This is a genomic window from Candidatus Villigracilis proximus, assembly GCF_016717045.1.
In the GTDB taxonomy this organism is placed as follows: domain Bacteria; phylum Chloroflexota; class Anaerolineae; order Anaerolineales; family Villigracilaceae; genus Villigracilis; species Villigracilis proximus.
In genome coordinates this window covers 398,171-423,397 of sequence record NZ_JADJUO010000001.1, presented here as the reverse complement: position 1 = coordinate 423,397, position 25,227 = coordinate 398,171, and the positions used below count along the sequence as shown (strand labels likewise).

At 48.9% G+C, this 25,227-nt stretch carries 27 protein-coding genes and 1 pseudogene; 15 read left to right on the top strand and 13 right to left on the bottom strand.

Annotated features, from left to right (window positions below; translation table 11 throughout):
* The first annotated feature begins 23 nt into the window (after nt 1-23).
* Nucleotides 24-1,133, top strand: coding sequence for a C45 family autoproteolytic acyltransferase/hydrolase (locus IPL71_RS02240; protein ID WP_345318438.1), 1,110 nt, complete (start codon nt 24-26; stop codon nt 1,131-1,133).
* A gap of 76 nt (nt 1,134-1,209) precedes the next feature.
* Here the strand turns inward: IPL71_RS02240 and nadD are convergent, their stop codons facing one another.
* Nucleotides 1,210-1,821 (bottom strand): nicotinate-nucleotide adenylyltransferase, encoded by a 612-nt coding sequence (gene nadD, locus IPL71_RS02235; RefSeq protein WP_345318436.1) that lies wholly within the window; start codon nt 1,819-1,821, stop codon nt 1,210-1,212.
* 76 nt (nt 1,822-1,897) lie between these two features.
* On the opposite strand from nadD, the gene IPL71_RS02230 reads away from it, so the two are divergent.
* From IPL71_RS02230 to IPL71_RS02210, 5 genes are all read left to right on the top strand, one after another.
* On the top strand, nt 1,898-2,425 hold the full coding sequence (locus tag IPL71_RS02230) for a HAMP domain-containing protein (protein ID WP_345318434.1): 528 nt from the start codon (nt 1,898-1,900) through the stop codon (nt 2,423-2,425).
* Nucleotides 2,382-2,807: a GAF domain-containing protein gene (locus tag IPL71_RS02225; protein WP_345318792.1), complete on the top strand. Its 426-nt coding sequence runs from the start codon at nt 2,382-2,384 to the stop codon at nt 2,805-2,807. Before IPL71_RS02230 ends, IPL71_RS02225 begins: the two co-directional genes overlap by 44 nt.
* Nucleotides 2,808-3,387: 580 nt before the next feature.
* Nucleotides 3,388-3,618 (top strand): hypothetical protein, encoded by a 231-nt coding sequence (locus IPL71_RS02220; protein WP_345318433.1) that lies wholly within the window; start codon nt 3,388-3,390, stop codon nt 3,616-3,618.
* Nucleotides 3,619-3,625: 7 nt separating this feature from the next.
* The gene (locus IPL71_RS02215) at nt 3,626-4,546 is read left to right on the top strand and encodes a TolB family protein (protein WP_345318432.1); all 921 of its coding nucleotides are present in this window, start codon (nt 3,626-3,628) and stop codon (nt 4,544-4,546) included.
* Between the two features lie 91 nt (nt 4,547-4,637).
* On the top strand, nt 4,638-6,170 hold the full coding sequence (locus IPL71_RS02210) for an adenylate/guanylate cyclase domain-containing protein (protein ID WP_345318431.1): 1,533 nt from the start codon (nt 4,638-4,640) through the stop codon (nt 6,168-6,170).
* 424 nt (nt 6,171-6,594) lie between these two features.
* Here IPL71_RS02210 and IPL71_RS02205 read toward each other — a convergent pair whose 3' ends face one another.
* From IPL71_RS02205 to IPL71_RS02185, 5 genes and pseudogenes are all read right to left on the bottom strand, one after another.
* Nucleotides 6,595-6,807 (bottom strand): hypothetical protein, encoded by a 213-nt coding sequence (locus IPL71_RS02205; protein WP_345318429.1) that lies wholly within the window; start codon nt 6,805-6,807, stop codon nt 6,595-6,597.
* Between the two features lie 13 nt (nt 6,808-6,820).
* A complete protein-coding gene (locus tag IPL71_RS02200) occupies nt 6,821-7,606 on the bottom strand; it encodes a MinD/ParA family ATP-binding protein (RefSeq protein ID WP_345318426.1) in 786 nt (261 codons plus the stop codon).
* A 14-nt stretch (nt 7,607-7,620) separates the two neighbouring features.
* Nucleotides 7,621-8,355 (bottom strand): Crp/Fnr family transcriptional regulator, encoded by a 735-nt coding sequence (locus tag IPL71_RS02195; protein ID WP_345318424.1) that lies wholly within the window; start codon nt 8,353-8,355, stop codon nt 7,621-7,623.
* A complete protein-coding gene (locus IPL71_RS02190; protein WP_345318422.1) occupies nt 8,352-8,546 on the bottom strand; it encodes a hypothetical protein in 195 nt (64 codons plus the stop codon). Before IPL71_RS02190 ends, IPL71_RS02195 begins: the two co-directional genes overlap by 4 nt.
* Nucleotides 8,547-8,665: 119 nt before the next feature.
* Nucleotides 8,666-9,279: pseudogene (locus tag IPL71_RS02185) on the bottom strand (PrsW family intramembrane metalloprotease).
* 226 nt (nt 9,280-9,505) lie between these two features.
* Here IPL71_RS02185 and IPL71_RS02180 point away from each other — a divergent pair.
* Entirely contained in the window at nt 9,506-9,667 is a 162-nt protein-coding gene (locus IPL71_RS02180; protein WP_345318420.1) for a hypothetical protein, read from the top strand.
* A gap of 37 nt (nt 9,668-9,704) precedes the next feature.
* On the opposite strand, the gene IPL71_RS02175 is transcribed toward IPL71_RS02180, so the two are convergent.
* Both IPL71_RS02175 and IPL71_RS02170 read right to left on the bottom strand, forming a co-directional pair.
* Nucleotides 9,705-10,199: a hypothetical protein gene (locus tag IPL71_RS02175; RefSeq protein ID WP_345318418.1), complete on the bottom strand. Its 495-nt coding sequence runs from the start codon at nt 10,197-10,199 to the stop codon at nt 9,705-9,707.
* Nucleotides 10,192-10,746 (bottom strand): RNA polymerase sigma factor, encoded by a 555-nt coding sequence (locus IPL71_RS02170; RefSeq protein WP_345318417.1) that lies wholly within the window; start codon nt 10,744-10,746, stop codon nt 10,192-10,194. The genes IPL71_RS02175 and IPL71_RS02170 overlap by 8 nt, the downstream gene beginning before the upstream one ends.
* Before the next feature lie 178 nt (nt 10,747-10,924).
* Between IPL71_RS02170 and IPL71_RS02165 the strand changes: the two genes are divergently transcribed.
* From IPL71_RS02165 to IPL71_RS02130, 8 genes are all read left to right on the top strand, one after another.
* Complete coding sequence (locus IPL71_RS02165; RefSeq protein ID WP_345318416.1) at nt 10,925-11,680, top strand: MinD/ParA family ATP-binding protein; 756 nt, start codon at nt 10,925-10,927, stop codon at nt 11,678-11,680.
* A gap of 30 nt (nt 11,681-11,710) precedes the next feature.
* Nucleotides 11,711-12,043, top strand: coding sequence for a hypothetical protein (locus IPL71_RS02160; protein ID WP_345318414.1), 333 nt, complete (start codon nt 11,711-11,713; stop codon nt 12,041-12,043).
* A 55-nt stretch (nt 12,044-12,098) separates the two neighbouring features.
* Nucleotides 12,099-12,440, top strand: coding sequence for a DNA ligase LigA-related protein (locus IPL71_RS02155; RefSeq protein WP_345318412.1), 342 nt, complete (start codon nt 12,099-12,101; stop codon nt 12,438-12,440).
* Nucleotides 12,415-14,154, top strand: coding sequence for an NAD-dependent DNA ligase LigA (gene ligA / locus IPL71_RS02150; RefSeq protein ID WP_345318410.1), 1,740 nt, complete (start codon nt 12,415-12,417; stop codon nt 14,152-14,154). Before IPL71_RS02155 ends, ligA begins: the two co-directional genes overlap by 26 nt.
* 77 nt (nt 14,155-14,231) lie before the next feature.
* Entirely contained in the window at nt 14,232-15,446 is a 1,215-nt protein-coding gene (locus tag IPL71_RS02145) for an aminotransferase class I/II-fold pyridoxal phosphate-dependent enzyme (protein ID WP_345318408.1), read from the top strand.
* A gap of 239 nt (nt 15,447-15,685) precedes the next feature.
* Nucleotides 15,686-16,777, top strand: a complete 1,092-nt coding sequence (locus tag IPL71_RS02140) for a site-2 protease family protein (RefSeq protein ID WP_345318407.1) — start codon at nt 15,686-15,688, stop codon at nt 16,775-16,777.
* Nucleotides 16,778-16,997: 220 nt separating this feature from the next.
* Nucleotides 16,998-17,681 (top strand): DedA family protein, encoded by a 684-nt coding sequence (locus tag IPL71_RS02135; protein ID WP_345318406.1) that lies wholly within the window; start codon nt 16,998-17,000, stop codon nt 17,679-17,681.
* Nucleotides 17,678-20,383, top strand: coding sequence for a cation-translocating P-type ATPase (locus tag IPL71_RS02130; RefSeq protein WP_345318404.1), 2,706 nt, complete (start codon nt 17,678-17,680; stop codon nt 20,381-20,383). The genes IPL71_RS02135 and IPL71_RS02130 overlap by 4 nt, the downstream gene beginning before the upstream one ends.
* 92 nt (nt 20,384-20,475) lie before the next feature.
* Here the strand turns inward: IPL71_RS02130 and IPL71_RS02125 are convergent, their stop codons facing one another.
* The 5 genes from IPL71_RS02125 to IPL71_RS02105 form a co-directional block, all read right to left on the bottom strand.
* The gene (locus IPL71_RS02125) at nt 20,476-21,480 is read right to left on the bottom strand and encodes a HEAT repeat domain-containing protein (protein ID WP_345318402.1); all 1,005 of its coding nucleotides are present in this window, start codon (nt 21,478-21,480) and stop codon (nt 20,476-20,478) included.
* Nucleotides 21,481-21,482: 2 nt separating this feature from the next.
* Nucleotides 21,483-22,589: a M50 family metallopeptidase gene (locus tag IPL71_RS02120; RefSeq protein ID WP_345318401.1), complete on the bottom strand. Its 1,107-nt coding sequence runs from the start codon at nt 22,587-22,589 to the stop codon at nt 21,483-21,485.
* 196 nt (nt 22,590-22,785) lie between these two features.
* Nucleotides 22,786-23,655 (bottom strand): DegV family protein, encoded by an 870-nt coding sequence (locus IPL71_RS02115; RefSeq protein WP_345318399.1) that lies wholly within the window; start codon nt 23,653-23,655, stop codon nt 22,786-22,788.
* A gap of 25 nt (nt 23,656-23,680) precedes the next feature.
* Nucleotides 23,681-24,661 carry a diphosphomevalonate decarboxylase gene (gene mvaD / locus IPL71_RS02110; RefSeq protein ID WP_345318397.1) on the bottom strand — a complete coding sequence of 327 codons (981 nt, stop codon included), beginning with the start codon at nt 24,659-24,661 and terminating at the stop codon, nt 23,681-23,683.
* A gap of 136 nt (nt 24,662-24,797) precedes the next feature.
* Nucleotides 24,798-25,139 carry a nuclear transport factor 2 family protein gene (locus IPL71_RS02105; RefSeq protein ID WP_345318395.1) on the bottom strand — a complete coding sequence of 114 codons (342 nt, stop codon included), beginning with the start codon at nt 25,137-25,139 and terminating at the stop codon, nt 24,798-24,800.
* Nucleotides 25,140-25,227 lie beyond the last annotated feature (88 nt).

The following is a 25,227-nucleotide window of genomic DNA, read 5'->3' as shown; positions in this document are numbered from 1 at the left end:
CGGTTTTCATTATGGAGGAAAACATGGTTAAACACGAAATTCCGAACACCCCGGCCCACAACACCCCCCCACCTCTGATCGAGGTTTCTGGTACGCATCACGAAATGGGCCGCCAGATCGGCGAAGCCGCTCGTGAACAGGTTCAACACAGCATAGCCAATGCACGCGTTCTAATTGATGCCGCCTACAGCAGCCTTGAGCTCACCTGGAAAGGCGCACAGATCCAATCACGCAAGTACCTGCCTTTCGCAGAAGAGCGTTACCCGCAATATGTGGATGAAATGCGCGGCATTGCCGAAGGTGCAAATGTCGATTTCACCGATGTGGTCGTACTCAACGCGATGGAAGCAGTCACAACCGACGCTTTGCATCTCACACGCTGCACCAGCATGGCCGTCAACGAAGAGCGCACAGCAGATGGTCACGTCCTGGCCGCGCATAATGAGGATTGGATCCCCGAAGATGAGAATGACGTATTCGTCATCTCTGCCAAACCGGATAAGGAACCCCCGTTTCTTGCCATGACGTATGGCGGGCTCCTGCCCAATGTGGGATTCAACGCTTATGGCATCGCCCAACTAATTGACTCTGTATACCCAAGCGACTCACGCATCGGCATTCCACGTCTCGTGGTGGCGCGCGCTGTGCTCTCGTCTCACCGCATCTCGGGCGCCATCGGGCGCACGCTCGTACAACAGCGTGCCGCAGGTTACAACCATATTCTCGTTCACGAAAGCGGCGAGATCTATTCGATCGAAGTTTCAGCACGCAAATTTGAGATTTTATATGCGCATGACGGTCACATGGTACATACCAATCATTACCTCGACCCGCAAATGAAACAAATGGAAAAAGCGCCCGAGGAATTACTCTCATCGCGTGTGCGCTACTTCCGCGCTTCGCGTTTGCTGCAACAAACCGAGAAACATACGATCAAGAGTTTACAAGCCATCCAACAGGATCATGTCAACATCCCGAATTCGATCTGCAACCATAATATTGCCGGCCTCGACCCTCTTGACCGTGAGAAAACCATCAACGCATTGGTGATCGACCTGACCATGCGCGAGATGCATATCGCCTGGGGCAATCCATGCGAGAATGCATACCATACTTATCATTTGAATGCGTAGGGAATGAAAAGTAAGAAGTAAGAGGAAAGAAGAAAGAGTCTGCTCAACAGCAAGCAGACTCTCTTGTTTTATAAATTTATTCTTTGCGATATAAACGATTGGCTTCGATATAGTCATACACAGCCGGGTGGACGTAGTAACGATACACTTCTCCACTTATTACACGGCGTCGTATTTCACGCGAAGATAAATTTTGCAGCAGCGCATCAATGAATGCGACCTTGCCCGTCAGCCCGGGGATTTTTTCTTCGAGGGCGGACATGTCGAAGGAATTGTCGGGGCGGCGCATCACGCCGATTTTGGAAACACCAGCTACCAGTTCCATATGGAGGCGCCAGGTGGGTAAATCCCGCAGTGAATCGCCGCCAAGTAACAATACGATGTCAGAGTCCGGTTGTTGTTCAGCGAGAAGCCGCACAGTGTCGACAGTATAGTGCGGACCGGGGCGGTCAATCTCGAGGCGCGAAATCTCAAATATGGGATTATCCACTGTGACCATTTGCAGCATTTCCAAACGCTGCGGGAATGGCGTGATGGCTTGAGTCTGCTTATGCGGCGGGTCGGGAGTCAGCATCCAATATAAACGGGAAAGCCCAAATTGATACGCGGCTTCGCTGGCAAGAATAAGATGAACAATATGCGGCGGGTCAAATGTGCCGCCAAAAAGACCGATTTTTTTCCGTGGCATGGGGGGTAGTATATCGCAAAGTTCTATGAAGCCGGTTATTCCCTGGTGGTATACTTTCAGAATTACAGGATATATCATGTTCAATTCAACAATAATCAGTTCACATTCTCCACTTAAGCGCATCATGCAAGCTGTTCACGCAGTGGAGGCTGGAGAATACACATCTGACCTATTAAGTGATCTGGCAAAAGACAGCGGGGAATTGGGTCAATTGGCGCACATGCTCGATGCCATGGCACGCGGTGTAATATTTCGCGATAACCAACTGCGTCTGCTGAGAAAAGTGATACCGATCGGCGTTGCCCTTTCTGCTGAAAAAGACTTTAATCGTTTGCTTGAAACCCTGGTCGTGGAAGCGCAATCTGTTACTCATGCCGATGCCGGCTCCCTGTATCTGGTGGAACATGACGCGCTCAAGTTCGTGATCCTGCGCAACACATCGCTCAACCTGAACATGGGCGGAACAAGCGGACATGAGATCACTTTTTTTCCTGTACGTTTATTTAATTCCGATGGAAGCGAAAATCGAGCCAATATTGTTTCACACGCCGCTCTGACGCATAAACGCATCAACATCAGATGCCTATCAAGCCGATGGATTTGATTTCTCAGGCACGAAGGGGTTTGACGCCAAAACAAAATATCATTCCAAATCCTTCCTGACCATTCCTATTGAAAATAAAGATGGCAGGGTGATCGGTGTTTTGCAACTGATCAACGCCAAAAATCCTGAGACCAACGAGATTGTCCCATTTGCCGATGATGATGTATTGGAAGCTCTGGTGCTGCTTGCAACCGCCGCGCTGGACGGCTATATCCGCGAAGCCTCTCTACGGCAGGAAATTGCCAAACTCAAGATCGAGATCGACGAAACACGCAGGAATCGTCAGGTGGCCGAGATCACAGAGACAAAATATTTCAAAGACTTAAAAGATAAAGCTACGCTTTTAAGGGCAAGGCAGTTAAAAGACACAAAAAAAGAGTAAATAACCCGGGTTGCTGCCTTTAGCACCAGAGCCTTCGATAATCCATTTTGAGCTGCAGCCCACAGGGTAGTAAGTCGCCGGGTTCGCTGAGTTTTAAGAGATTTTTCTCTGTGTACAAAACATCTGCGTCTTATTACCTACCGGCGGCGAGGTTTTTCACGGTGGCAGCGTAAGATACATATTCCGGAAGCCTGTTTGGAGAATCTTTCAAAATTGCAAGCTATTTTGCCATTCTCATGACCCATAATGGATTAAATTAACTACTAATAATACGAATGCTTGCAAAGAAGGGCAGGCGGGTATAAAAATTCGTAGCTACTCAGGTCAGAACCAAAAGGTTTCCTTTACAAACCAAAACGATCGTCTCGCAAGAGTTCATCGCAAAAGCAGACATCTGATAAACGGTAAAAGCCTTTAGCATCTAAGTAAATAATTGACTGAGCAGCTACAAAAATTCATATTCAGAAGTAAAACTCCAGAGATATTAAATGCCGCTTTTTTAACGCGCTCACAGACAACTCAATGATGATCCTGATCGATGCGGTTCTCAATTCTTGCAATCTTCTACAAAGGCATACTTATGAAAATTCGTTTTAATTCAATTCAAAAACTGGCGGCGGTCACGTTTCTATTTTCCCTCGCTGGTCTGCTGGGCGCATGTACCCCAACCACAGATCTTCTTGGCGGCGCAGCTGGTCTTGAACTCAAACAGCCACAACCGTCGCAGCCACCACGGCGCCTATTGAAGAAACCCCGCCCCCAGCCCCGATCCCCGATCCATTGGGCAGATCATCTTCGTCTCAAATCGTGATGGGCAAATGAGTTTATATAGAAGCACCACAGACGGCACAGAACAAATACGCCTCACAAATTTCGGATCAGAAGATACAAACCCCGTATTTCACCTGACGGTTCGCGTTGCATTCGAATCCACTATCAACAACAACATGGATATTTACGTGCTCGACCTGATCTCGCTCAGTATTACACGCGTCACCGATGCACCGGAAAAAGACACTGCCCCGACCTGGTCTCCTGACAGCACACAACTTGCATTTGAATCATTTCGCGATGGCAACTTTGAAATTTATATGGCAAATGCAGACGGTTCCAACCAAATCCGTTTGACCAATGATCCTGCCGGAGACAACAGCCCGGCCTGGTCGCCCACAACCAACGAGATCGCATTTGTCAGCAACCGCTTCGGCAATGCGGATATTCTTCTGGTCAATCTCAATGTAAACATTTCCACACTGACGACAAACTCGGCTCCCGACTCTGCTCCAGCCTGGTCGCCAGACGGAAGCATGATCGCTTTCAAAACATATACCGATACACTCTCCGACCTGTGTCTGATCGGCCGCGATGGACTCAATCGCCGCTGCCTGACAACCTACCCATCAGACTACGGTTCCCCGGTCTGGTCGCCGGATGGCAGTAAACTGGCAACAAGAGCGAAACAAAGTAATGGCTTTGGAATCAACGTTTTCAATCTGGCAGACGGCGCTGTCCTTGAATTTTCCAACCCGGGTATTGAACCACACGGTTCACCCGTCTGGTCGCCTGAAGGATTACGACTGGCTTTCCGGGCTCAATTTGAAGGCGACATGGAACTTTATGATCACAGTACCAACTCAGGAATTCTCACGGCTTACATCCATCGGTTCCTACGACGGCGAGCCGGTCTGGTCTCAAAAATAACAGGGCACATCACGAATCATAAAACGAGCCGTCTGTAAAAGACGGCTCGTTTTATGATTCAATTATAAGTTTCAAAGTATAATGCACTTCATGCTTCCAGAATCGCCGCTTACTACAATAGAAAACCGGTTGCGACTATTACTTCCGGCTGAAATGTATGCATCCATGTGGGGCAACCCGTCAATGGAGATCATGATCGAGGTCCATAAACACCTGCGGACCTTGCAGCGCATTTTACATGATTACACTTCACGGCAAATCTCCTTCAACAAGTTAAAGCCGGGCATTGTAAAACCCGAATGGCAATACGGCACGATGATGTTCACCGACCTCGCAGGCTTTACCAAATTAATTGAAGCCAACTCTACAAAGGGACGGGAAGGCGCCGAAAATCTATTAAGCCAATTAACAAAATACTTTTCAGCCATGATCGCAATTATCAGCAAATCGGGCGGCGACCTGGTTGAGTTTACGGGGGATGCGTTACTTGTGGTTTTTCCGAAGAACGAAAAAGATGATGAGACATTACGCGCGGTGCGCGCCGGTTTGCGTATGCAAAGAGCCATGAAGGAGTTTGCAAAGATCCAAACCCCCACCGGCGAGGTCACATTGGAAATGCGCATCGGCATTCACTCCGGCAGATTCTTAACTGCCGATATTGGGACACCGCGCCGCATGGAGCATGTACTGCTCGGACAAGACGTTCAAAAAGCAAAATTAACCGAAAGTAAAGGCCGCAACAAACGGGTAAACCTTTCTCCTGCAGCATATGGGCGCATTGGAGACCGATTCCGCTATGAGCCGGGCGAGCTGATTACGGAAGAAGGAAAAGACAAAGATAAACATTACATGCTGGTTGAAGACGACCTGAAAGATGAAGACCTGGGAGAATATGAAATTACACCCATGGGACGACGCATAGCAGCCAGCGGAATTTTGTTCGACAAGAAGGAAGTTTTTGAAGGCATTACAGAACTTCTTGATTCCATTGAACCCATGGCAAGCTTTATCCCGTCACCGGTTCTTTCGTTATTGGTGGAAAGCGCGGCAGAGAGAAAGATCGACCCTGATTTCTCACGACCGACCATCATGTTTATAAACTTTATCGGCTTGCCCGAAGCGGCAGACCGTGCCCTGCCCGGTGAAGAGACCAAACTTGCAATGAGCTATTCAAAGGCATTTTCATTCATCAATGCCGTTGTGGAATCCCGCGGCGGCGTGTTAAAGAAAGTGACCTATCACCTTACTGGTTCAGATATCGTAATTTACTTTGGCGTACCCACCGCCCACACCAACGACGAGATGCGCGCTGCTTCGGCGGCGGTAGCCATCCGTGAGTATATTGTGAACTTCAAGGCTCCCACCATTGGAAGCATTCAACCCGAAGTATATTGCCAGATTGGCATCAATACCGGGCCGGCCTTCGTGGCAGAAGTTGGTGATCCGCGCGGACGACGGGAATATAATGTGCTGGGAGACACCGTCAACACTACGGCGCGGTTGATGAGCCGCGCACAAAAAAATCAGATCATTATCTCTGAGCATGTGCAAAAAGCAATTGAAGCCAAGTATGAGTGTTCCCTGCTCGGCGAAGTTTCTCTAAAAGGGAAAAGTGCGCCCATGGCGCTTTTTGAGTTGACGCAAAAGAAGCCAAAAAAATAATAATAAAAAACGACGGGCGCGCCCGTCGTTTTTAATAATGTCTTTGGTTTATCTTTTAATTTCGCGTTCAGAGATGACCAGATGCCAGAAGCCAGCGTACTACCTGCTCCATGACGTAAATTTACTTTATAAATGGCCTTCTCACCTTCACCGATCCGAATCAGCCAAAATTGCTGAGTCAATGTTGAAAGCGTATCCTGTAAATCGTTACGGGAGAGACGCTCTGCTTCAGGCATGGAATCCATCGCTTCGCACAATCTGGGGTAGGTCATTTGCAATTCGCGCAGCATTAAGCGCATGATCTTACGCAAGGCAGGCGGTAATCCTGCGAGGTCGAGCGGAGTAATTCCGCCTTCCTGCTGTTTATCTTTTATTTCCTTATTTAACCGATCAAAGACTCCGGGCATGGCAACCTCTTTCCGCCCTAGTAAAGTTCGGGCATACTGATCGGTTCCGGCTGCGGCTCACATTCACCGCACCAGATTACATTTGCAACCGCCAACCCTTTTGGGGTGTTGTTGGCACCTACGAACATGGTAATAAATGTGGACATGGTCGCAGCATGATCCTTGCATACAAAACGTCCGCAGAATGCGCAGGAGGCGCGGGCGGCTTCTTCACAGTGCCAGCATTTCATTTTTCGCTCCCATTTATTCCACAGCCAGAACGGCCTGAGCCACACCGCGCAATGCCTGCGACCATTGATGATCTGGATAGCGCAGAGAGAAGAGGTCGCCGCTGGCGTTTTCAGCAATATCAAATGAGAGCGGCAAAACTCCGGCAACCGGTGCATTGAATTTGGCTTCGATCTCATTCTTAATTTCAGCAAAATCATATTTAGGCAGCGCCTTGTTGACCATCAGCATTTGATTGGGAACATCCAAACTACGCGCAATATCGACAGTGACAGAAGTACCTTGCAGGTCTTGATTATCAGGGCGGAGAATAATAATTAGAACATCTGACGTGGCAATCGAAAGCAGAGTCTCTTCATTCAAACCGGGATGAGTATCAATAAAAAGATAATCCAGATCAAATTCTGAGATCGTAGTTTGCAAGCCTTCGTTCAGCTTATTAAAATCAACGCCGTCTCTTAATATCTGGCTGATCTCACGTCCGCGGATGCTGGATGGAAAAAGCCAGAGATTTTTTCCCGCCAATTTGGAGAGACCTTCGGCGCCGCCAACATGATCGCCAATGGGAAAGCCGATCTCGCGAATGGTGGCTGTGCCATGCAGGAAGTCATTCATGGTCTTGCCCATTTTATTTTCATCCAGGCCAAATAAAACATGAATACCGGGAGATTGAATGTCGGTATCAACAACGCCCACACGTTTTCCGGCCATGGCAACCTGTGCCGCAAGATTGGCTGTGGTATTAGACTTTCCCGTTCCACCGCGGAATGAATGAATTGAAACGATTTTACCTTTGTTCATTAGTCCTCCAGAAATTATTGCTGTGTGCGTTTCTGACGCAAAGTCTTTGCCTGCTCTTTTAGGTTTGCGTAAAACTCGGTACCTGTGATCTCTTCAAATTCCTGTTTCCTGCGAACCTGATCGATCTCAAAAGTTAATTTTTCCAATTGTTTTTTCAAACCATCTTCACGCTCTTTAACTTTTCTCACCATGATAAAGAACGCAGAGAGCAGCTGAATGGCTTTATTATCATTTGAATTTTTTTGATCGATAATCGGCTGTGTCTGGTCAATAAATGAGTAATCACCAGCCGCGATCTTTTGGGTCCAATCAATGGCTCTCTCAATGTAATTCGTGGCAAAACGAAGCCGCCTGGAGTAACCGCGAATGACGGCAAATGAAACATCCGGGCGTTGGTCGAGAATCTCCTCAAAAACATCCCTGCTTAATTCAAGTGCCTCCACATCTTCCAATGCGATTACAGTTGCAGAGCGCGGGTCTTGATCGAGCAATGCCATCTCGCCGATCGATTCACCGGGGCCGCACTTGTTGAGAATTAATTCATCGCCATCTGAATTCGTTGTGACGATCTTTACCCAGCCTTCGTGAATCAAAAAAAGTGAATCGCCAAAATCCCCTTTACGCATCAGCACGTCACCCATTGCCAATTTCCGCAGGGATGTTTTCTCGGCAAGCGCAATGAGTGCATCATCCGAGAGTCCATTAAACATGGTGGATTCTTTTAATCGTCTGGTGATGTCTTCGTTCATGATTTTTCTTCTTCCTGTGCCGGAGACGGTTTCATACGCTGATTCGCCCGATCCCACAACCCGCCTCCCTTTTGACCTGTGCTTGATTCTGCGATACGGGCAGAGAGAGAATCAAAAACTTTTGCGTTCTGTTCAAGGTAAACCCTGCGCACAAACATCATACAATAAAAACCAGCTTCTTTTTGCAGCACAACCATTTCCTTTGCAAGTTTTTGAATGATGGCTTCAATTTCCTTGCGTTTATTTTCACTCGGCGTTGATTCAATAATTTTCGCTTAACCCCATCTCAGCCTGATTATAAATAATCTTCTCACAAGCACGGCACTTTGTGGGCGCCAAATTGCTTTTTAACCGGTTCCAGAATTTTCTTGTTTATGTCCTCAATATTCTGTACGATCTGCACTTCTGATTTTGTCACCCGGTCTTGATCGCCAAGCGTTTCACCAACCCACATTTTTTGAGTGTTCAAACCCTGCCTGATGACATAGAAAATCAATCCGACACCAACAAAGCCAAATGCGATGGCAAAGATCAGGAAAGTTCCCCCATTGACCATGGTGTTAAAGCCCATGTGAAATCCTATGGAAAAAATATAACCAATTGCAATAAAAAGCCATCCCCGCCAGGAGGCATCTCCACGACGGTATGCAAGGGCTGTGCCAATCACTCCGCTGGCGGTAGCGTGGACAAGGTTGGTAGAAAATACGCGCGCGAGCGCAAGTGATAACGCAACTTCAGGATTATTCGTAATATATTGAAAATTTTCGATAATGGCAAAACCAATCCCGCGCCAAAGCCATAGATTGCGCCATCTACAACGTAATTAAATTCAGCCCGTTTGACGAGATAAATTAAGATCAGGGATTTTAGGATTTCTTCAAGAATGGGCGCGGTAACTGAATTACTACGTCGCGCGTCACCCAACCGGCGGCAAGCATGGTCGGATTGATCTGTGCGGCCAAAAATATGCCAAACTCCCCAGAATGGTAATCAAATTTGTGATACTGTTTCCGGTCTTAAACAAGTCAAACTTACGCAGCAGATACAAAAATCAGACTGGAATCAAAACGCGATACCTAAAGCAACATAGATGAGCATAAAAGAATAATACCGTATGTATAAATGACCTGCAAGCCCAAAAGATGACAAAATGATTAAAAAAGGGGGGGGGGGGGGGGGGGCCGAAAAAAAAAGGAGGGGGAGGGAAAAAAAAAAAAAAAAAAAAAAAGGGGGAAAAAAGGGAAAAAAAAGCAAAAAAAAAAAAAAAAAAAAAAAAAAGGGACCAAAAACCAAAGAAGCGATGACAAGGTAGAGTTTGTCATCGCTTTTATAAAAGAACCGGGCATTTTTTATTTGGGGCGTTTCATCCAGAAAAAAATTAGCATCACCCCGGCTGCAATACTGACGATCAATATATTTTTGGTTGAAGATGGAGCAAGCGCTGTTCCGGTAAGAGGTGCAGGGCCAGCGGTGAATAAAGAAGGCGAAAAGATGACAAGTACTACAAGTACCAAAGCAACCGCAAAAGCCATTCCAAGTTGCGGGCGGGATATGATCTCAATCCATTTTTTCCAAAAGGGCGGCTGCACTTCGCGGGCTTCACGTTGTATTCGAGTTTTCAGGCGCACCTGCATTTGTTTGATAGCTGCCTGGTCAAGCGGAGTGGACGGGATGGAACTCTTCAGGCGCAGAATCGTTTCCTCGAGGCCGAGCAGTTCCCCGTCCACGTTTGATTCGACTTTTTCGAGTTTTCCATTCAGAACTTGATCGGTAAAATCCGCCAGCCGGTTGCTATCTTTTATTAAGTTGGAATTTTTTCCAGATTGATCCATAGGTTTATTCATCCAGATGATTTCGAAGGGCCGCAATGGCTCTGCGAAACAGTGACTTGGAGGCTTCGAGATTTTGATGGGTAAGCTCTGCGATCTCATTGAATTGCATATCTTCCGCGAAACGCAGAAGAATGATCTCCCGATAATTTTCGGGTAATTTTTTTAAGGCGTTTTGAATAAAAATGCGCTCTTCCAAAACCTGGGAAGTAGCGCCTTCCATTCGACCGGAAGCCTCGGAAAGCGGAGCGAGAAGCGGCTCCTGCTTTCGGGTGCGTTTCCTGTAAAACTCGGCTACTTTATGATTGGTTAAAGTACGCAGCCAGGTTCGAAATTGCGAATCACCCCGAAATGAAGAAAGTGACTTTAAGGCCGCGATGAATACATCCTGTGTCACATCTTCAACATCGTTTTCAGGGATCACACAGCGCACACGCTTGTAAACACCGGGAAGATGACGCTGATAGAGTACGTCAAACGCATCCTGACTTCCAGCTTTATATTGCTGTATCAGAATCTCATCACTGGCTTCTTGGTAAATTTGTTTGGAAATATTTTCCATATAATTAGTAGTTAGGAGGGTGTAAAAGGGTTGATATGGTTGAATATGGCATCGGGCCTGTGGAATATAACATAAACGGGACTGGAAAAGTAGGGAATTGACTTTCAGGTTAGTTAGGCTATAATCCATTCAATTAATAAAACCGTCCGGCAAGAATATCATAAACTGGCGAGGAAAGATGTCTAAAATTATTTCAGTTCACTCCTTTCGTGGTGGTACAGGAAAATCCAATACCACTGCAAACATATCTGCATTGCTGGCAATGGATGGATATCGAGTCGGCGTGGTCGACACAGACATTGCATCACCCGGTATTCATGTACTGTTCAATCTGGATGAATCAGAAATGGTTCACTCCTTAAACGATTATCTTTGGGGAAAATGCTCGATTGAAGATGCCGCGCACGATGTAACCGGTCTGATCGGCGGCGACATTAAAGGACAAATATTCCTGATCCCTTCCAGTATCAAAGCTGGTGAGATCGCGCGCATTCTACGCGAAGGCTATGACGTTGGCCTGCTCAACGACGGCTTCCGCGATGTGGTTGATAAATTAAATCTTGATTTCCTTTTGATCGATACCCACCCGGGATTAAACGAAGAGACTCTGCTTTCCATCGCCATTTCAGATGCGCTGGTCATCATTCTGCGCCCTGACTCACAGGATTACCAAGGCACGATCGTCACAGTGGATGTTGCCAAGAAACTTGACGTGCCGAAGATGCTGATGGTCGTGAACAAAGTTCCCAGCACGTTTGATCTCGCAGATGTACGCACCCGTGTTGAACAAACCTACAATGCAACCGTCGCAGCGGTATTCCCGCATTCAGATGAAATGATGACCCTTGCCAGCTCTGGAATTTTTGCAATTCAATACCCTGATAATATAATGACCAAAGCCTTACGCAGCCTCGTGGATCAATTAAAGGCCTAGTGCAATTTTTTTGCAAAAGGGAATTTAACCATGAGTGAATCAACGTATGAAATTGCAATTAAAGAGCTTGAAGCCCGCACAGAAGATATTCGACCTTCTGATGTCGTTTTATTTTCCGAGCCGCTGCGCTCTGCTTTAAATTTTGTGATCCGGCTTGGTCGTTTTAGCCTGACAGAGTTTGAAGAAAAACTGGAATTCACCCGTGACGAAACAAAAAAAGTTGCAGACCTTCTGGTGGAACGGAATTTATTTGAAGTGACCAGATTTTCAACGGCAGAGGAAACCTATTATCAATCACGGCTCTCTGCGCAAACCCGCCCGCTCACCCGCCCGCCTTCTGATATTTGGAAAAAAATAGATTAGTAATCAACCCGTCTGAATCTTTCAGGCGGGTTTTGCATTCGGCTATAATGCACTCATGGCAGACAAACTCCTCTCTCAATATGAAGAACTTAAGGCGCAAGTCAACGCTCACAATTATCGGTATCACGTGCTGGATGCGCCCATCATCAGCGATCTGGAATATGACCGCCTATTAAACGAACTCAAGCGGATCGAATCCCTGCACCCGGAATGGATCACCTCCGACAGCCCAACGCAACGCGCCGGTGCCAGGCCTGCTGACCGTTTCGACAAGATTCGCCACCCTGCGGCCATTCTCTCGCTAGCCAACGCCTTTGGCGGCGACGATGCCCGCGCCTGGTTTGAGCGGATCAAAAAAATAGATGACCGTGTTGAGAAAGCAAAAGTTTGTCGTTGAGCCAAAGATAGACGGATTATCAGTTGTTCTGCATTATCGTGATGGACTCTTCGTACAGGGCGCCACCCGCGGCGATGGTGAGATCGGCGAAGACATCACCTCTAACCTGCGGACGATACGCGCGATCCCGTTGAGGATACCTGTTCAGACCATAGACGACAGACCGCAGACCGTCAAATCGTCCATGGTCAATCGTCCACCGTCGTACTTGGTCGTGCGCGGCGAAGCATTTATTCCTAACAAAGATTTTGACGAATTAAATCGCAAGCTGGAAGAAGCGGGCGAAAAGACGTATCTTAATCCGCGCAATACGGCGGCGGGTTCGTTACGTCAGCTTGACCCGCAACTCACCGCCTCACGCCCATTGACTTTGCTGGTTTATCAGATCGTTTACTCAGAAGGCGGGAAAGTCCCAACATCACAGTGGGAGATTTTGGAATATCTAAAAGCGCTGGGATTCCCGGTCACGGATATTGCAAAACGTTTTGATGATCTTGATTCTGCGATTAGTTACACCGAAACATGGGGCGAAGGCCGCGACAAGTTATCTTATGAAGCAGACGGCATGGTCATCAAAATTGATGATCTAAATCTTGCCGCTGATCTGGGATTCACCGGTAAAGATCCGCGCGGCGCCATTGCATTTAAATTCCCTGCTCGTGAAGTGACAACTACCTTAAGCGATATCGGCGTGGCCGTTGGGCGCACCGGTGTACTCACTCCGTATGCCATGCTGGAGCCGGTTGAAATTGGCGGCGTAGTTGTAGAACGCGCCACACTGCACAACTTTGATTTCATCGCTGAAAAAGATATCCGCGTGGGTGATCGCGTATTGATCAAACGCGCAGGCGAAGTGATTCCTTATGTCATCGGGCCGGTGGTGGATGCACGCTCTGGCAAAGAAAAAACATATAAGCCGCCCACGAAATGTCCCGCTTGCTCGCAGGCTGTGGAACACTTTGAAGGTGAAGTGGCGTGGTACTGCGTCAACGCGGCCTGCCCGGCGCAGTTGGTGCGGAATATTGAGCACTTTGTCTCACGCGGCGCAATGGACATCGTTGGGCTTGGCATCAAAATTGTGGAACAACTCATCGACGCAGGTCTGGTTAAAGATGTGGCTGACTTGTTTACATTGAACAAAGATCAACTGCTTGGGCTGGAAGGGTTTGCAGAAAAAAAGGCGGAGAATCTGCTCAAGTCGCTGGAGCAGGCTAAAGGTCAGAGCTTGAACCGTTTGATCATTGCGCTGGGAATTCATGGGGTGGGCGAAGTCATGGCGGGTGATCTATCTCGCACGTTTGGAAATCTATCCGATCTGGCGAAAGTCAACGCGGATGAACTTCAGCAAATTGAAGGCGTGGGACCTAACATTGCAGAGTCGATTGTGGATTGGTTTTCTCAACCTGCGAATCAAAAAGTGTTGAAGAAGTTGAATACTGCGGGTGTATGGCCTGTGATGAAGAAAGATGAAAAAAAGAAAGAAGGCGCGCTGAGTGGGTTTACTTTTGTAGTGACCGGCACACTTCCCACGCTATCACGCGATGGGGTGAAAGAATTTATTGAAGAAAATGGCGGCAAGGTGACGGATAGCGTCAGCAAGAAAACAAGCTATCTTGTATTGGGCGAAAACCCCGGCTCAAAAGCAGAAAAGGCGCAATCATTAGGCGTGAATATCTTGAATGAAGCCGAATTACGGAAACTTGCCGGCGAATAATTCGCTTCTTCACATTCAACTAGACAGAAACTTTCCACTCGACTAAACTTATAATATTCTGATCCCGGAGGCACCAAATGGATTTCCATAATACCGATGACTCTGTGACCCGTCGTATCAAAGCGATGACGGATCGCATTCATTATCTTAAGACAAATGACCTGTATTTTTACAACCAACCCGTGCAGGAAATGCGCGGTGGAGCCAAAGCCGTGGTTCACGGGCGCGAGATGGGTATGTACGCGTCCTATAGTTATTTGGGATTGGTCGGTCACCCACGCATCAATGAAGCCGCCAAAAAAGCAGTTGATAAATTTGGCACCGGTACGAACGGCGTGCGCACTCTGGCGGGCACGCTCACCATTCATAACGAACTCGAAGAGACCATCGCAGACTTCAAACATACCGAAGCCGCGATCACCTACACATCGGGCTATGCCACAAATCTATCGGTCATTTCCACGCTGATGGGACGCGGCGATTACGTGTTCTCAGACAAGATCAACCACGCCTCGATCGTGGATGGTTGTCTGATGTCTGGCGCGGAATTCCGCCGTTACCGCCACAATGATCTGACGCATCTTGAAGGTCTGCTCAAAAATGCACCCGCAGAAGTTGCCAAACTTGTCGTTGCCGACTCAGTCTTCAGTATGGACGGCGACATTATTGATCTACCCAAGATGGTTGAATTATGCAAAAAGTACAATGCATGGCTGATGATCGATGAAGCCCATTCACTTGGCGTACTTGGAAAAACAGGCCGCGGCATCGAAGAATATTTTGGCATGGACGGCGACGTGATCGACATCAAGATGGGCACATTGAGCAAGACCATCCCTTCGGTCGGCGGATATGTGGCCGCAAAATCAGAGATCATCACTTATTTACGTCATGCCAGCCGCGCGTATATTTTTTCAGCCGCACTGCCCCCCGCGCAAGCCGCAGCAGCCAACGAAGCCTTCAAAGTCATTTTGGATGAACCCTGGCGCATTGAGAGACTCAACGAAAACACAAAACAATTTATTAGCGGATTAAAAGGCATGGGCTTCAACACCCTGTTAACTGAAACCGCCATTGTCCCTGTCATTTGCGGAGATGATGACACAGCCTTCTCCATGACCCGCGAAGTACAACATCAGGATGTCTTTGTGCTGCCGGTCGTTTCTCCTGCCGTAGAAACGGGCCTCGCCCGTCTGCGGGCAACCGTCACCGCCGCGCACGAACCCGCGGACATTGAACATGCAATGGACGTGATCGAAACCGCAGGCAAAAAGCTGGGATTGATCAAATAGACCTCTTGCATAAGTAAAGCGTTGTAAACCACAAAGTCACCAAGGCACTAAGTCACTAAGTTTTTCCCTTGGGACTTTGTGCTTGATAAAAATGGATTGCAAGAGATAAATAAACCAAGTCCCCGAGTTCTTTTAGAACTCGGGGACTTTTTATAAGATGATAGTTTTTGAGAGAATATTTATAACATTTTTCTAATATATTCACTGTACAATCACTTTAACTTCAAAGGAGTTAAAACATGAAATGGCAATGGAAATTAGGAAAATTTGCAGGAATTGACGTTTACGTTCACGCCACCTTTCTGCTTTTGATCGCATGGGTAGGCTACAGTCACTGGCTCGCAAATCAAAACTGGGGTGAAGTTTTTAGCGGCATTCTCTTCATCTTCGCACTTTTTGCCTGTGTCATTCTGCATGAGTACGGCCACGCACTCACCGCCCGCAAATACGGAATCAAAACTCGCGACATCACCATCTACCCCATCGGCGGCGTCGCCCGTTTGGAACGCATGCCCGAGAAACCGATCGAGGAATTATGGGTCGCCCTGATGGGACCCGCTGTGAACGTAGTCATCGCCTTGGGACTCTTCGCGTATCTTTTCTTAACCTCAAGCCTGGTCCCGCTTAGTGAGTTGACCGTTGCCTCGGGCAGTTTTCTCGAACGTGTCATGACCGTCAATATCACCCTCGTCCTATTCAACCTCATCCCCGCCTTCCCCATGGACGGTGGACGCGTACTGCGCGCCCTGCTCGCCATGCGCATGGACTACGTCCGCGCCACACAGATCGCCGCCACCATCGGTCAGGGCATGGCACTGTTGTTTGGTTTAGTCGGCTTGTTTGGCAACGCCTCACTGCTCTTCATCGCCTTCTTCATTTGGATCGGGGCCTCACAGGAAGCCGGTATGACACAAATGAAACACGCCATCAGCGGAATTCCCGTTGGCCGTGCCATGCTCACCGACTACAAGAGTCTTTCTCCGCGTGACACACTCTCCCGCATGTCACAACTAATATTATCCGGCTCACAGCATGATTTCCCCGTCATTGATAATGACCGCATCGTGGGCATCGTCACCCGTGATGATTTTCTAAAGGCGCTCACCGAGCAGGGAGAAAGCATCGCCATCTCTGCCGTAATGAAAAAAGACCTACCTGAAATAGATTCTTATGAAATGGTCGAAAATGCATTAATGCGAATTCAAGAGTCAGGTGTGCCCGCTCTGCCGGTAACCCACGCGGGGCAGTTGGTGGGGATTGTCACAGCGGAGAATATCTCAGAGTATTTGATGATCCGCTCTGCGTTAAAGAGAGCAGCCTTAACTTCCTGAGCGGATTTGCAAGCACAGATTAGAGAATTCTTAACCACAAAATCCTCTTCTTCTGTATACTCATCCTTACTCCGATGGGGAGTAGCTGCCCAGTTCTTTGGGATGCACAGTCGTCAATACGGAATTTTTTCCCGGCTGTTCTGTCAACGGCAAGACCATCGTCAATCTTTGGCGATGGTCTTTTTATTTGCAAGCATCGCCAACAATAAAAAGGTGATATATGCTGGACAAATTAGAAACGATGATTCTGTCATCCCTGCAAATAATCTTCGATGAATTTGGCTGGGCAGGTGTGTTTGGTCTGATGATCTTCGAGAACGCCACAGGCATCACACCGAGCGAGATCATTCTCGCTTTCGCAGGCTGGATGTTGATTGAAAAGCACAACATCGCGCCGACCTTTATCCTGCTTGCCGGGCTATACGCGGGGCTGGGAAGCGCCATTGGCGCATCCATCACCTATTGGGTCGCGCGGATCGGCGGCCGCCCCGTGATCGAAAAATTCGCAAAGATCTTCCGCATTGACATGTCACTAACCGCCAAAGCCGAAGACCAAATGCGAAAATGGGGTTCAGGACTGGTACTGATCGGGCGCGTCATCCCCGGCGTGCGGACCTTGATCAGCATTCCGGCTGGATTGGTGAAAATTCCCTTTTACAAGTTCTTTATCGCAACATTTATCGGAGCCTATATTTGGTGTACACTTCTGATCGGCGCTGGCTATATTCTCGGACATGAATGGATGTTAATCAGTACTTATATCAAACAGCATCTTCCGCTGGTATTATCACTAGGCGTATTCGGCATAAGCGCGTATCTGATCTACCAATACCGCGCCCACCTGCCTTCCCTGGCATGGATATATAATCGCAAAAATAAAAATAGATTGGACAATGAATTATGAATTGGCATCTCACAGATATTCAAGAAAGTCTCTCAAACTTAAACACAAATCAGCAGAACGGACTCTCTGACTCTGAAGCATCGGCGCGCATCACACAATACGGCCTCAATGAGCTCATTGAGCGCGGCGGACGTAAACCCCTGCAAATCTTATGGGAACAACTCACTGCCACGATGGTATTGATCCTGATCGCGGCGGCCATTGCAGCCGGATTACTCGGTGATACAAAAAACACAATTGCAATTCTATCCATCGTTGCCTTATATGCCATCCTTGGTTTCACTCAGGAATATCGTGCAGAGAAAGCCATCGCCGCGCTTAAGAAAATGTCAGTGCCAAATGTGCGCGTATTGCGCAGCGGAAAATTACAGGAAATCTCTGCGCGCGAATTGGTCCCCGGCGACATCATTCAACTTGAAACAGGCAACGTCATCCCAGCCGATTTGCGTCTACTTGAAGCGGTAAATTTACGCATTCAAGAAGCCGCGCTCACGGGCGAATCAGAAGCCATCGAAAAACATACCGCCACACTCTCCGGTTCAGGGCAATCGCTCCCACTCGGCGACCGGCGCAACATGGGCTACATGGGAACCATCGTCACACAAGGGCGCGGACTGGCATTGGTCATCGCGACCGGTATGCAAACCGAACTCGGCAAGATCGCCGATCTCATTCAACAAGTCAAACAGGAAAATACTCCGCTGCAACGCCGGTTGGATGCGCTTGGAAAAAACCTTGCGCTGATTGGCGTTGGTATTGCCGGGCTGATTTTTGTACTTGGCATCATGCGCGGCGATGAACTTCGTCACATGCTGCTCACAGCAGTCAGCGTTGCCGTGGCAATCGTCCCCGAAGGTTTGCCGGCAGTCGTCACCATCACACTGGCACTTGGCGCACAGCGCATGTTACAGCGCAAAGCGCTCATCCGCAAATTACCCGCCGTGGAAACGCTCGGCTCTGTCACCGTTATCTGCTCCGATAAAACCGGCACGTTGACTGAAAACCGCATGACCGTCGTTGTATTAGACGTAGCCGGACACGCGCTCGATCTGACTGAAGAAGTGGAACGTGACGGCACGCTTCGCACCACCCGAGGGCTGGGCACGCCGATCCAAACATCTCTTTCGCTGGCAGCAATTGGCGGCACATTATGTAACGATGCCAAACTGATCGACATCGGCGATGAACGTTATCACACACTCGGTGACCCAACCGAAGGCGCAATGGTCATCGCTGCCGCAAAAATGGGTTACTGGAAATCATCCCTCGATTCATCCTTCCCGCGCGCCGCAGAACTTCCATTTGACTCGGAACGCAAACGCATGACCACCGTCCACCATTTGGAACGCTATGATCCCGCCGTGCTCGCCGGGCTGGAAGTAGGCGCCCGCAGATACATCGCCTTCACCAAAGGCGGCGTGGATGGTCTATTGGATGTGACGACCCATGTTTGGGTGGATGGTCAGGCTCAATTGATGGATGCAGAATGGAAGTCCAAGATCGAAGCGTCGAATGAACGTCTCGCAAAGAAAGGTATGCGCGTTCTTGGCGTGGCCTTCAGGTTGTTTGACTCCATTCCTGAAGTCATCCAAATGGATCTGGAACAAGGCCTGACACTTGTGGGACTGTTTGGCATGATCGACCCGCCGCGCGGCGAAGTAAAAGACGCTGTGGCGTTGTGCCGCTCTGCCGGAATACGACCTGTCATGATCACAGGCGACCACCCACTGACCGCGATCGAAATCGCGCGTCAACTGGGAATCACCGAAAACAGCCGCGCATTGACCGGCGTTGAAATTGAAAATTTAACGTTTGAAGAATTAAAAAATGTAGTTGAAGAAGTCAACGTGTTTGCCCGCGTTGCACCTGAACATAAATTAAAGATCGTACAGGCTTTGCAGGAAAATGGTCACATCGTTTCGATGACCGGTGACGGCGTGAATGATGCGCCCGCCCTGCGCAAAGCGGATATCGGTGTGGCGATGGGCATCACCGGCACGGATGTTTCCAAGGAAGCATCTGATCTGGTTCTGCTTGACGATAATTTTGCGACCATTGTTGCATCGGTAAGAGAAGGCCGCACGATCTACGATAACATCCGCAAGTTTGTGCGCTTTAGTGTGGCGGGCAATATCGGTAAAGTATTGGTCATGCTGCTCGCACCGTTTTTGGGTAAGCCATTGCCATTGCTGCCTTTGCAATTGCTCTGGCTCAATTTATTGACCGATGGTCTGCTTGGCCTTGGCATGGGTGTGGAAAATCCCGAAGCCGATACGATGAAGCGCGCGCCGTTCTCACCAAAGGAAGGCGTCTTCTCACGCGGCGCAGGTGTGCAAACCTTATGGGTTGGCATTATGATCGGCGCTCTCGCTCTCGGACTTGGCTCCTGGTACTATTTCACTGGCCGTCCCGAGTGGCAAACAATGATCTTTACTTCGCTGGCCTTCATGCAGGTCTTTCAAGCTTTGGCTTCACGCTCGGCAAAAGAATCATTGTTCAAGATGGGTGTGTTAAGCAATCCATTATTGGCAGGCATGGCCTTGTTGGTGATCGTCCTGCAATTGATGGTGTTATACATCCCCTTCTTAAACAAATTCTTTGAAGTCATTCCCCTTAGCGGCTGTGACTTATCCATCGCGGCGGCGACTGGTGTGATCGTGTTTGCAGTGATGGAAGCAGAAAAATGGTGGAAGAGAAAGTAAGCAGGAAAACTAAAAGTAGAAAGTGAAAAGCACAACTCCCGTCTCAAGTTGAGACGGGGGTTGTTTATTTTTAGTGAATGAAGTTTGTGCGCTTACTCTGTTTCGTCAGCTTCTTCTGACTCATCTTTATCTTCATCATCCAGATCATCAAGCGAGAGCAGATCAAACTTGTTTAATTCCTGAAGAAAATCAAGATTGACGAGTGCATCTTCGAGGAATTCGACCACATCTTCGTCTTCGGTCTTCTCGATCAAGTTGACCAGATAAATGCGCGCATCGTCCCCGCCGACTTGTGAAAGTGACCAGATCGCCGCGGCGACCACATCGTCATCCTCTTCCTCTTCTTCGAGCATTTGCAGCAAAATGGGCCCGGCGCTCTCAATGCTGAGTTCACCTGCCGCTTCGACTGCCGCAAAGCGGATGCGCGGATCGTCATCAAGCAGCATACTGACCACATCTTCATTCCAATGGTCATCGTGCGAACGTCCCATGGCGCGCAGGGCACTGGCAACCCAGGTCGGGTCTGCGCGTTTAAAAGCGGATTCAATGACCGTGGTGGCAATGTCAGGCCGCGAGGAATAGCCGACTGCTTCAAGCGCGAACTTGCGCAGAGTGGCATCTTCGTTATCGTTTCGAATCACAGCCAGCAGGGCATCTTCCGCTTTGCGCTGCAATTCTTCCTTCAGTTCTTCCAACTCACCCAACACGATGAATTCGCCAAGCAGATGCGTGGCTTCAATGCGCGGAGCGGGTAATGTGTCGGTTAAGAGAATGTTCGTTAATTTGCCAACAAGTTTCGGGTCGTTTGATTCGGCGAGCAGTTGAATGGCGCGGGCGCGCACTTCTCCATCCGCATCATCCAGTAACACATTCCCGATGCTTTCAAAGTTGGCGATGGTGTCTTCATCCAGATACGCCACAAGCTGATCGAGCAGAAGCAGTTTTCGGTCAGGTTTCACACTCGACCACACATCCGAAAAAAGGCGCAGGGATTTGGGGTCAAGGTCGGAATACAGTTGTAAATGTCCGCGTGGAATATCCTTTTTGGAATCCAGCAGATGATCGAGGACTTTTTGAAAAGTAAGTGTTTCAGCCATGTTTAAGGGAGTGAGGTTTGAACTGGATTAATAAAATCCATTACATTGACGAATAACAAAAGACTGATAAGCAGCAACATTGCGACGCCGTTGATCATGTTCTCTTTCTCTGGCGGAATGCGGCGTTTGAAAAGGATTTCAGGAAGTGTAAAGAGAATGCGCCCGCCATCGAGCGCGGGGATGGGGAGCAAATTCATCACCCCCAACGAAACACTAAGCAGCCCAATTAATTGAAGCGTCCAATTGGTGGGTTGAGTTGCGGCGTTGGCAGCCGCGGCGGCTTCCTGTCTGGTGGATACATCTTCCTCAACGGCTACATCAAACATATCAAAGATGCCTTTGAAGCCCACCACGCGCGCATCCTCCGGTTTCACCACACCTTGAATCAAGGCAATGGGAATATATACAATTCCCGCAGCTTGTAATCCAGTGAGTGTGGCGCCGCCTGTAACACTTTCAATAAAAGTTGCAGGGCGTGTTGGATATCCCAACCCGACACCCAGCGCGCCTTCACTCTTCAAGCGTGTGGAAAGCGGCGTGGCTGTGATCGTGATCTCCTGGCCGCCGCGGTTAATTAACAACTCAACCGGTTGATCAAGATTTTCTTTAATGATCGCAATCGAGCTTTCTATCTCGATTACATTTTCACCATTGATGGCGAGCAAAACATCTCCAGCCTGCAAGCCGGATTGCTGCGCGGGGGAATTATCAGAAACAGAACTGATCTTCACCGAACCGGGCACAGCCACACCTTCAGAAGCGATCAGAAAAGAGAATACGATCACCGCAGTGATCAAATTCATAAAAGGGCCGGCGAACAACACAACCAGCCGCTTCCACGGATTCGCAGAAGCGAGCCCGCCGGGGACGTTGGGGTCATTCTCGCCTTTCGGTCGAATGAATCCGCCCAACAGCAAAGCGTGGATCGTGAACTCCGTCCCCTGCCAGGTGAAGAGCGTCACCAGTTTTTTGGAAGGCAGGCCAATGCCAAACTCCTCCACTTCGATCCCCGCCCAACGCGCGGCAATGAAATGCCCCAACTCATGTACAAAGATCATCCCGCCCAAAGCGAACAGGAAAATTATTAACGTTACAAAACCAGGTACCATTTTTTTATCCTTAATCTAGTTTGACGACAGAAGGATTATATCTTCAAATGGATTGGACTTAGTTAAAGATTTATTAGATAAATGTACAGAGCGTTTCATCCCCCACCGGAAACTGGCCCTGTTTCAAGCGGCATTCGCTCCCCGTAAAAAAAATTCCTCCGCAGAATATTTTCTGCGGAGGAGGAATGAAAACAAGTTAGGGAAGTCCTTCAAACACATCAGCCGGAGCAAAGGCCACCCCCACCATGCTCGGCCCTGTGTGCGCCGCCAGCGGAGGCGACATGTAATGAATGGGCATCCATGTACATTTGAAAACCGGCGCAATCAGATCACGCAAAGCCTCAGCGCCGGGCACATTATAAGAGTTCAAAACCTGCACGCGCAAAGCAGTGCCCGGCTTATGAATTTTTAACATGTTATCCACCAGACCTTGCAAGGCTTTTTCAAAAGTACGCGCCATGCCCAATTGTGAATAGGTGCCGCCCACTTTTTCCACGCCGATCAACGGGCGGATCTTTAACATGGAAGCCAACAACCCGCGCATGTGACTGATGCGTCCGCCATGGATGAGATATTTCAGGTCATCCAGTGTGTACATGCTTTCTGTGGCAGTGCCGATGCGCTCAATGAGCGCCACGATCTTATCCACGGGCCAGCCGGCTTTGAGGGCGCGGGCTGCAGCGGCAACCTGCCAGCCCAGCGCAGCGCACAAAGTCTTTGTATCCACCACTGTGATGTTCGCTTCTGAAACCATTTCGGCACCAAGGCGGGCGGCGTTATACGTTCCGCTCAACCCCGATGACATTTGAATGGAAAGAATATCAGGGTCGGCAACTGCGAGCTTGCGATACACCTCGGCAAAATCACCCGCCGAAGGCTGTGATGTGACGGGGAAACTGGGGGTTGCCATTAACAGCTTTTGCAATTCCTCGGCTTGAATATCCTCTCCGCTGCGATAGGACTTGCCATCCAGCGTGATGGTGTGCGGCACAATGTGAATGGGAATTTCAGGCATGAGTTCGGGCGGCAGGTACATGTCCATTCCGGTATCTGTAACGATTTGCATGTTTTAATCTCCTATTTTTTATAATTTACACGGTCGCATTACCCTGCGCCGCGCCGCCCACACCAGCTACAAGCACATCACTCACCCCTGATAATTCGCGCAGGCGTTTCTCTGTCTCTTTGGCATATTCTGCCAGGCAGATCACATGCACGTTCGCGCCGGCGTCCACCGTGTACCCAACGGGAAGTCCGCTGGCACGCCATTCACGAACCGCGTGAAAGATTCCCACCGTTGCAGCCTGCCAATACATTAACGGCGGATTGGAAGTCATCATCACCGAATGCATGATATCCGAATCATGTTCGATGATATTTGCAAATGTGTCAAAGTCTTTATTGAGAATTGCAGTGCGGCAAATATCCAACCGGCGCGGCGTATCAGCCACACGCGCATTTTGCAGCGGACTTGTCCCCGCGATGGCGTGGCCTTCGGTGGAGCCGGTCTTTTTATGTGACGCATTGACGATCGCCACACAATCGGCGAGCGCCCAATGTTCGGGCGGCGCGATAGACACGGCAACTGAATCATCGTCACTGGTTCCCATCTGCCATTCGACAAATCCACCAGGGATGGAACGGGATGCAGAACCGGAGCCGCGTCGTGCGAGCCTTGACAACTGCCCCTCGGACAGAGTCAGGCCGGCGGCGCGGGAAGATGCGAGCGCGAGTGCCGCAAACGCCGCCGCAGAGGAGGCGATCCCTGCACCGGCGGGAAAATTATTCGTACTGGAAACTTCAGCGCGTTCATTCATATTCGCCATCTGACGCACGAGATCAAGAATGTAAGAGACGCGCTCAAGGCCTTTGCCGATGACCGGATGCTCATTGATCATCAGCAAATCCTGTTTGGATGAATTAAACGTCACCGTGGTGCGGGTAAAAAGCCCATCCAGATTCATAGAGATGGAGCCGTTGACAGGCAGACGCAAAGTGTTATCGCGATTGCCCCAGTATTTAATGAAAGCAATATTTGGGTGGGCGAGTGCGGTGGCTGAAGGAGTGTTCATGGGCGTTTTCCTCGCGTTAAGTGTCTAATACAGCCATGATACCTTAGATGATGCATGGGGGCAACCACACACACCTTACATTGCCCGAAAACAATTATTTAATTTAAGGCGAGACCAATCTCGGGATGTAGAAGATTTAATCCTCCCGCCCCTTATACGAACGGATAGCAGTGATGCTGCCCTGTGCATTGAACGTCACCACATCTACCACGTATAGATCGACCCTGCCGTCCACAACAATGTGAAGTTCCCCGGCGACAGTATCGACATTTTCATAGGTCGCAAGCACATGAATTTCAAGGCTTTCGGCTTCAGCAAAGTTTTTTGCAGTTTCACGAATGGCTTCATCTTTGCCATGCACCGAGATGTTCCAATCGCGCAGGTGAATATCCTCAGCGAACATGGCGGAGATGGCTTGAAGGTCTTTGGCGGCGTAGTTATGTAGGTAATTGAGAAAAAGATCGGTGTGGGTTGTCATAAAATTCACTCTCTGGATATTCTTGGGTAATTGGCTCAGTAAACATTTGAGCGAGCGCCACAAGCAGGGAAATCCTGCCGTGGTGATA

Excerpts from the sequence above, each read along its gene's own strand:
- IPL71_RS02200 (WP_345318426.1), bottom strand. The coding sequence starts at position 7,606 with ATGAACAAAGGTAAAATCGTTTCAATTCATTCATTCCGCGGTGGAACG.
- IPL71_RS02105 (WP_345318395.1), bottom strand. The coding sequence starts at position 25,139 with ATGACAACCCACACCGATCTTTTTCTCAATTACCTACATAACTACGCC.
- IPL71_RS02230 (WP_345318434.1), top strand. The coding sequence starts at position 1,898 with ATGTTCAATTCAACAATAATCAGTTCACATTCTCCACTTAAGCGCATC.
- IPL71_RS02140 (WP_345318407.1), top strand. The coding sequence starts at position 15,686 with ATGAAATGGCAATGGAAATTAGGAAAATTTGCAGGAATTGACGTTTAC.
- IPL71_RS02165 (WP_345318416.1), top strand. The coding sequence starts at position 10,925 with ATGTCTAAAATTATTTCAGTTCACTCCTTTCGTGGTGGTACAGGAAAA.
- IPL71_RS02205 (WP_345318429.1), bottom strand. The coding sequence starts at position 6,807 with ATGAAATGCTGGCACTGTGAAGAAGCCGCCCGCGCCTCCTGCGCATTC.
- IPL71_RS02170 (WP_345318417.1), bottom strand. The coding sequence starts at position 10,746 with ATGGAAAATATTTCCAAACAAATTTACCAAGAAGCCAGTGATGAGATT.
- IPL71_RS02115 (WP_345318399.1), bottom strand. The coding sequence starts at position 23,655 with ATGCAAATCGTTACAGATACCGGAATGGACATGTACCTGCCGCCCGAA.
- mvaD (WP_345318397.1), bottom strand. The coding sequence starts at position 24,661 with ATGAACACTCCTTCAGCCACCGCACTCGCCCACCCAAATATTGCTTTC.
- IPL71_RS02130 (WP_345318404.1), top strand. The coding sequence starts at position 17,678 with ATGAATTGGCATCTCACAGATATTCAAGAAAGTCTCTCAAACTTAAAC.
- IPL71_RS02145 (WP_345318408.1), top strand. The coding sequence starts at position 14,232 with ATGGATTTCCATAATACCGATGACTCTGTGACCCGTCGTATCAAAGCG.
- IPL71_RS02220 (WP_345318433.1), top strand. The coding sequence starts at position 3,388 with ATGAAAATTCGTTTTAATTCAATTCAAAAACTGGCGGCGGTCACGTTT.
- IPL71_RS02215 (WP_345318432.1), top strand. The coding sequence starts at position 3,626 with ATGAGTTTATATAGAAGCACCACAGACGGCACAGAACAAATACGCCTC.
- IPL71_RS02180 (WP_345318420.1), top strand. The coding sequence starts at position 9,506 with ATGATTAAAAAAGGGGGGGGGGGGGGGGGGGCCGAAAAAAAAAGGAGG.
- IPL71_RS02175 (WP_345318418.1), bottom strand. The coding sequence starts at position 10,199 with ATGAATAAACCTATGGATCAATCTGGAAAAAATTCCAACTTAATAAAA.
- IPL71_RS02125 (WP_345318402.1), bottom strand. The coding sequence starts at position 21,480 with ATGGCTGAAACACTTACTTTTCAAAAAGTCCTCGATCATCTGCTGGAT.
- IPL71_RS02160 (WP_345318414.1), top strand. The coding sequence starts at position 11,711 with ATGAGTGAATCAACGTATGAAATTGCAATTAAAGAGCTTGAAGCCCGC.
- IPL71_RS02240 (WP_345318438.1), top strand. The coding sequence starts at position 24 with ATGGTTAAACACGAAATTCCGAACACCCCGGCCCACAACACCCCCCCA.
- IPL71_RS02195 (WP_345318424.1), bottom strand. The coding sequence starts at position 8,355 with ATGAACGAAGACATCACCAGACGATTAAAAGAATCCACCATGTTTAAT.
- IPL71_RS02155 (WP_345318412.1), top strand. The coding sequence starts at position 12,099 with ATGGCAGACAAACTCCTCTCTCAATATGAAGAACTTAAGGCGCAAGTC.
- nadD (WP_345318436.1), bottom strand. The coding sequence starts at position 1,821 with ATGCCACGGAAAAAAATCGGTCTTTTTGGCGGCACATTTGACCCGCCG.
- IPL71_RS02135 (WP_345318406.1), top strand. The coding sequence starts at position 16,998 with ATGCTGGACAAATTAGAAACGATGATTCTGTCATCCCTGCAAATAATC.
- IPL71_RS02120 (WP_345318401.1), bottom strand. The coding sequence starts at position 22,589 with ATGGTACCTGGTTTTGTAACGTTAATAATTTTCCTGTTCGCTTTGGGC.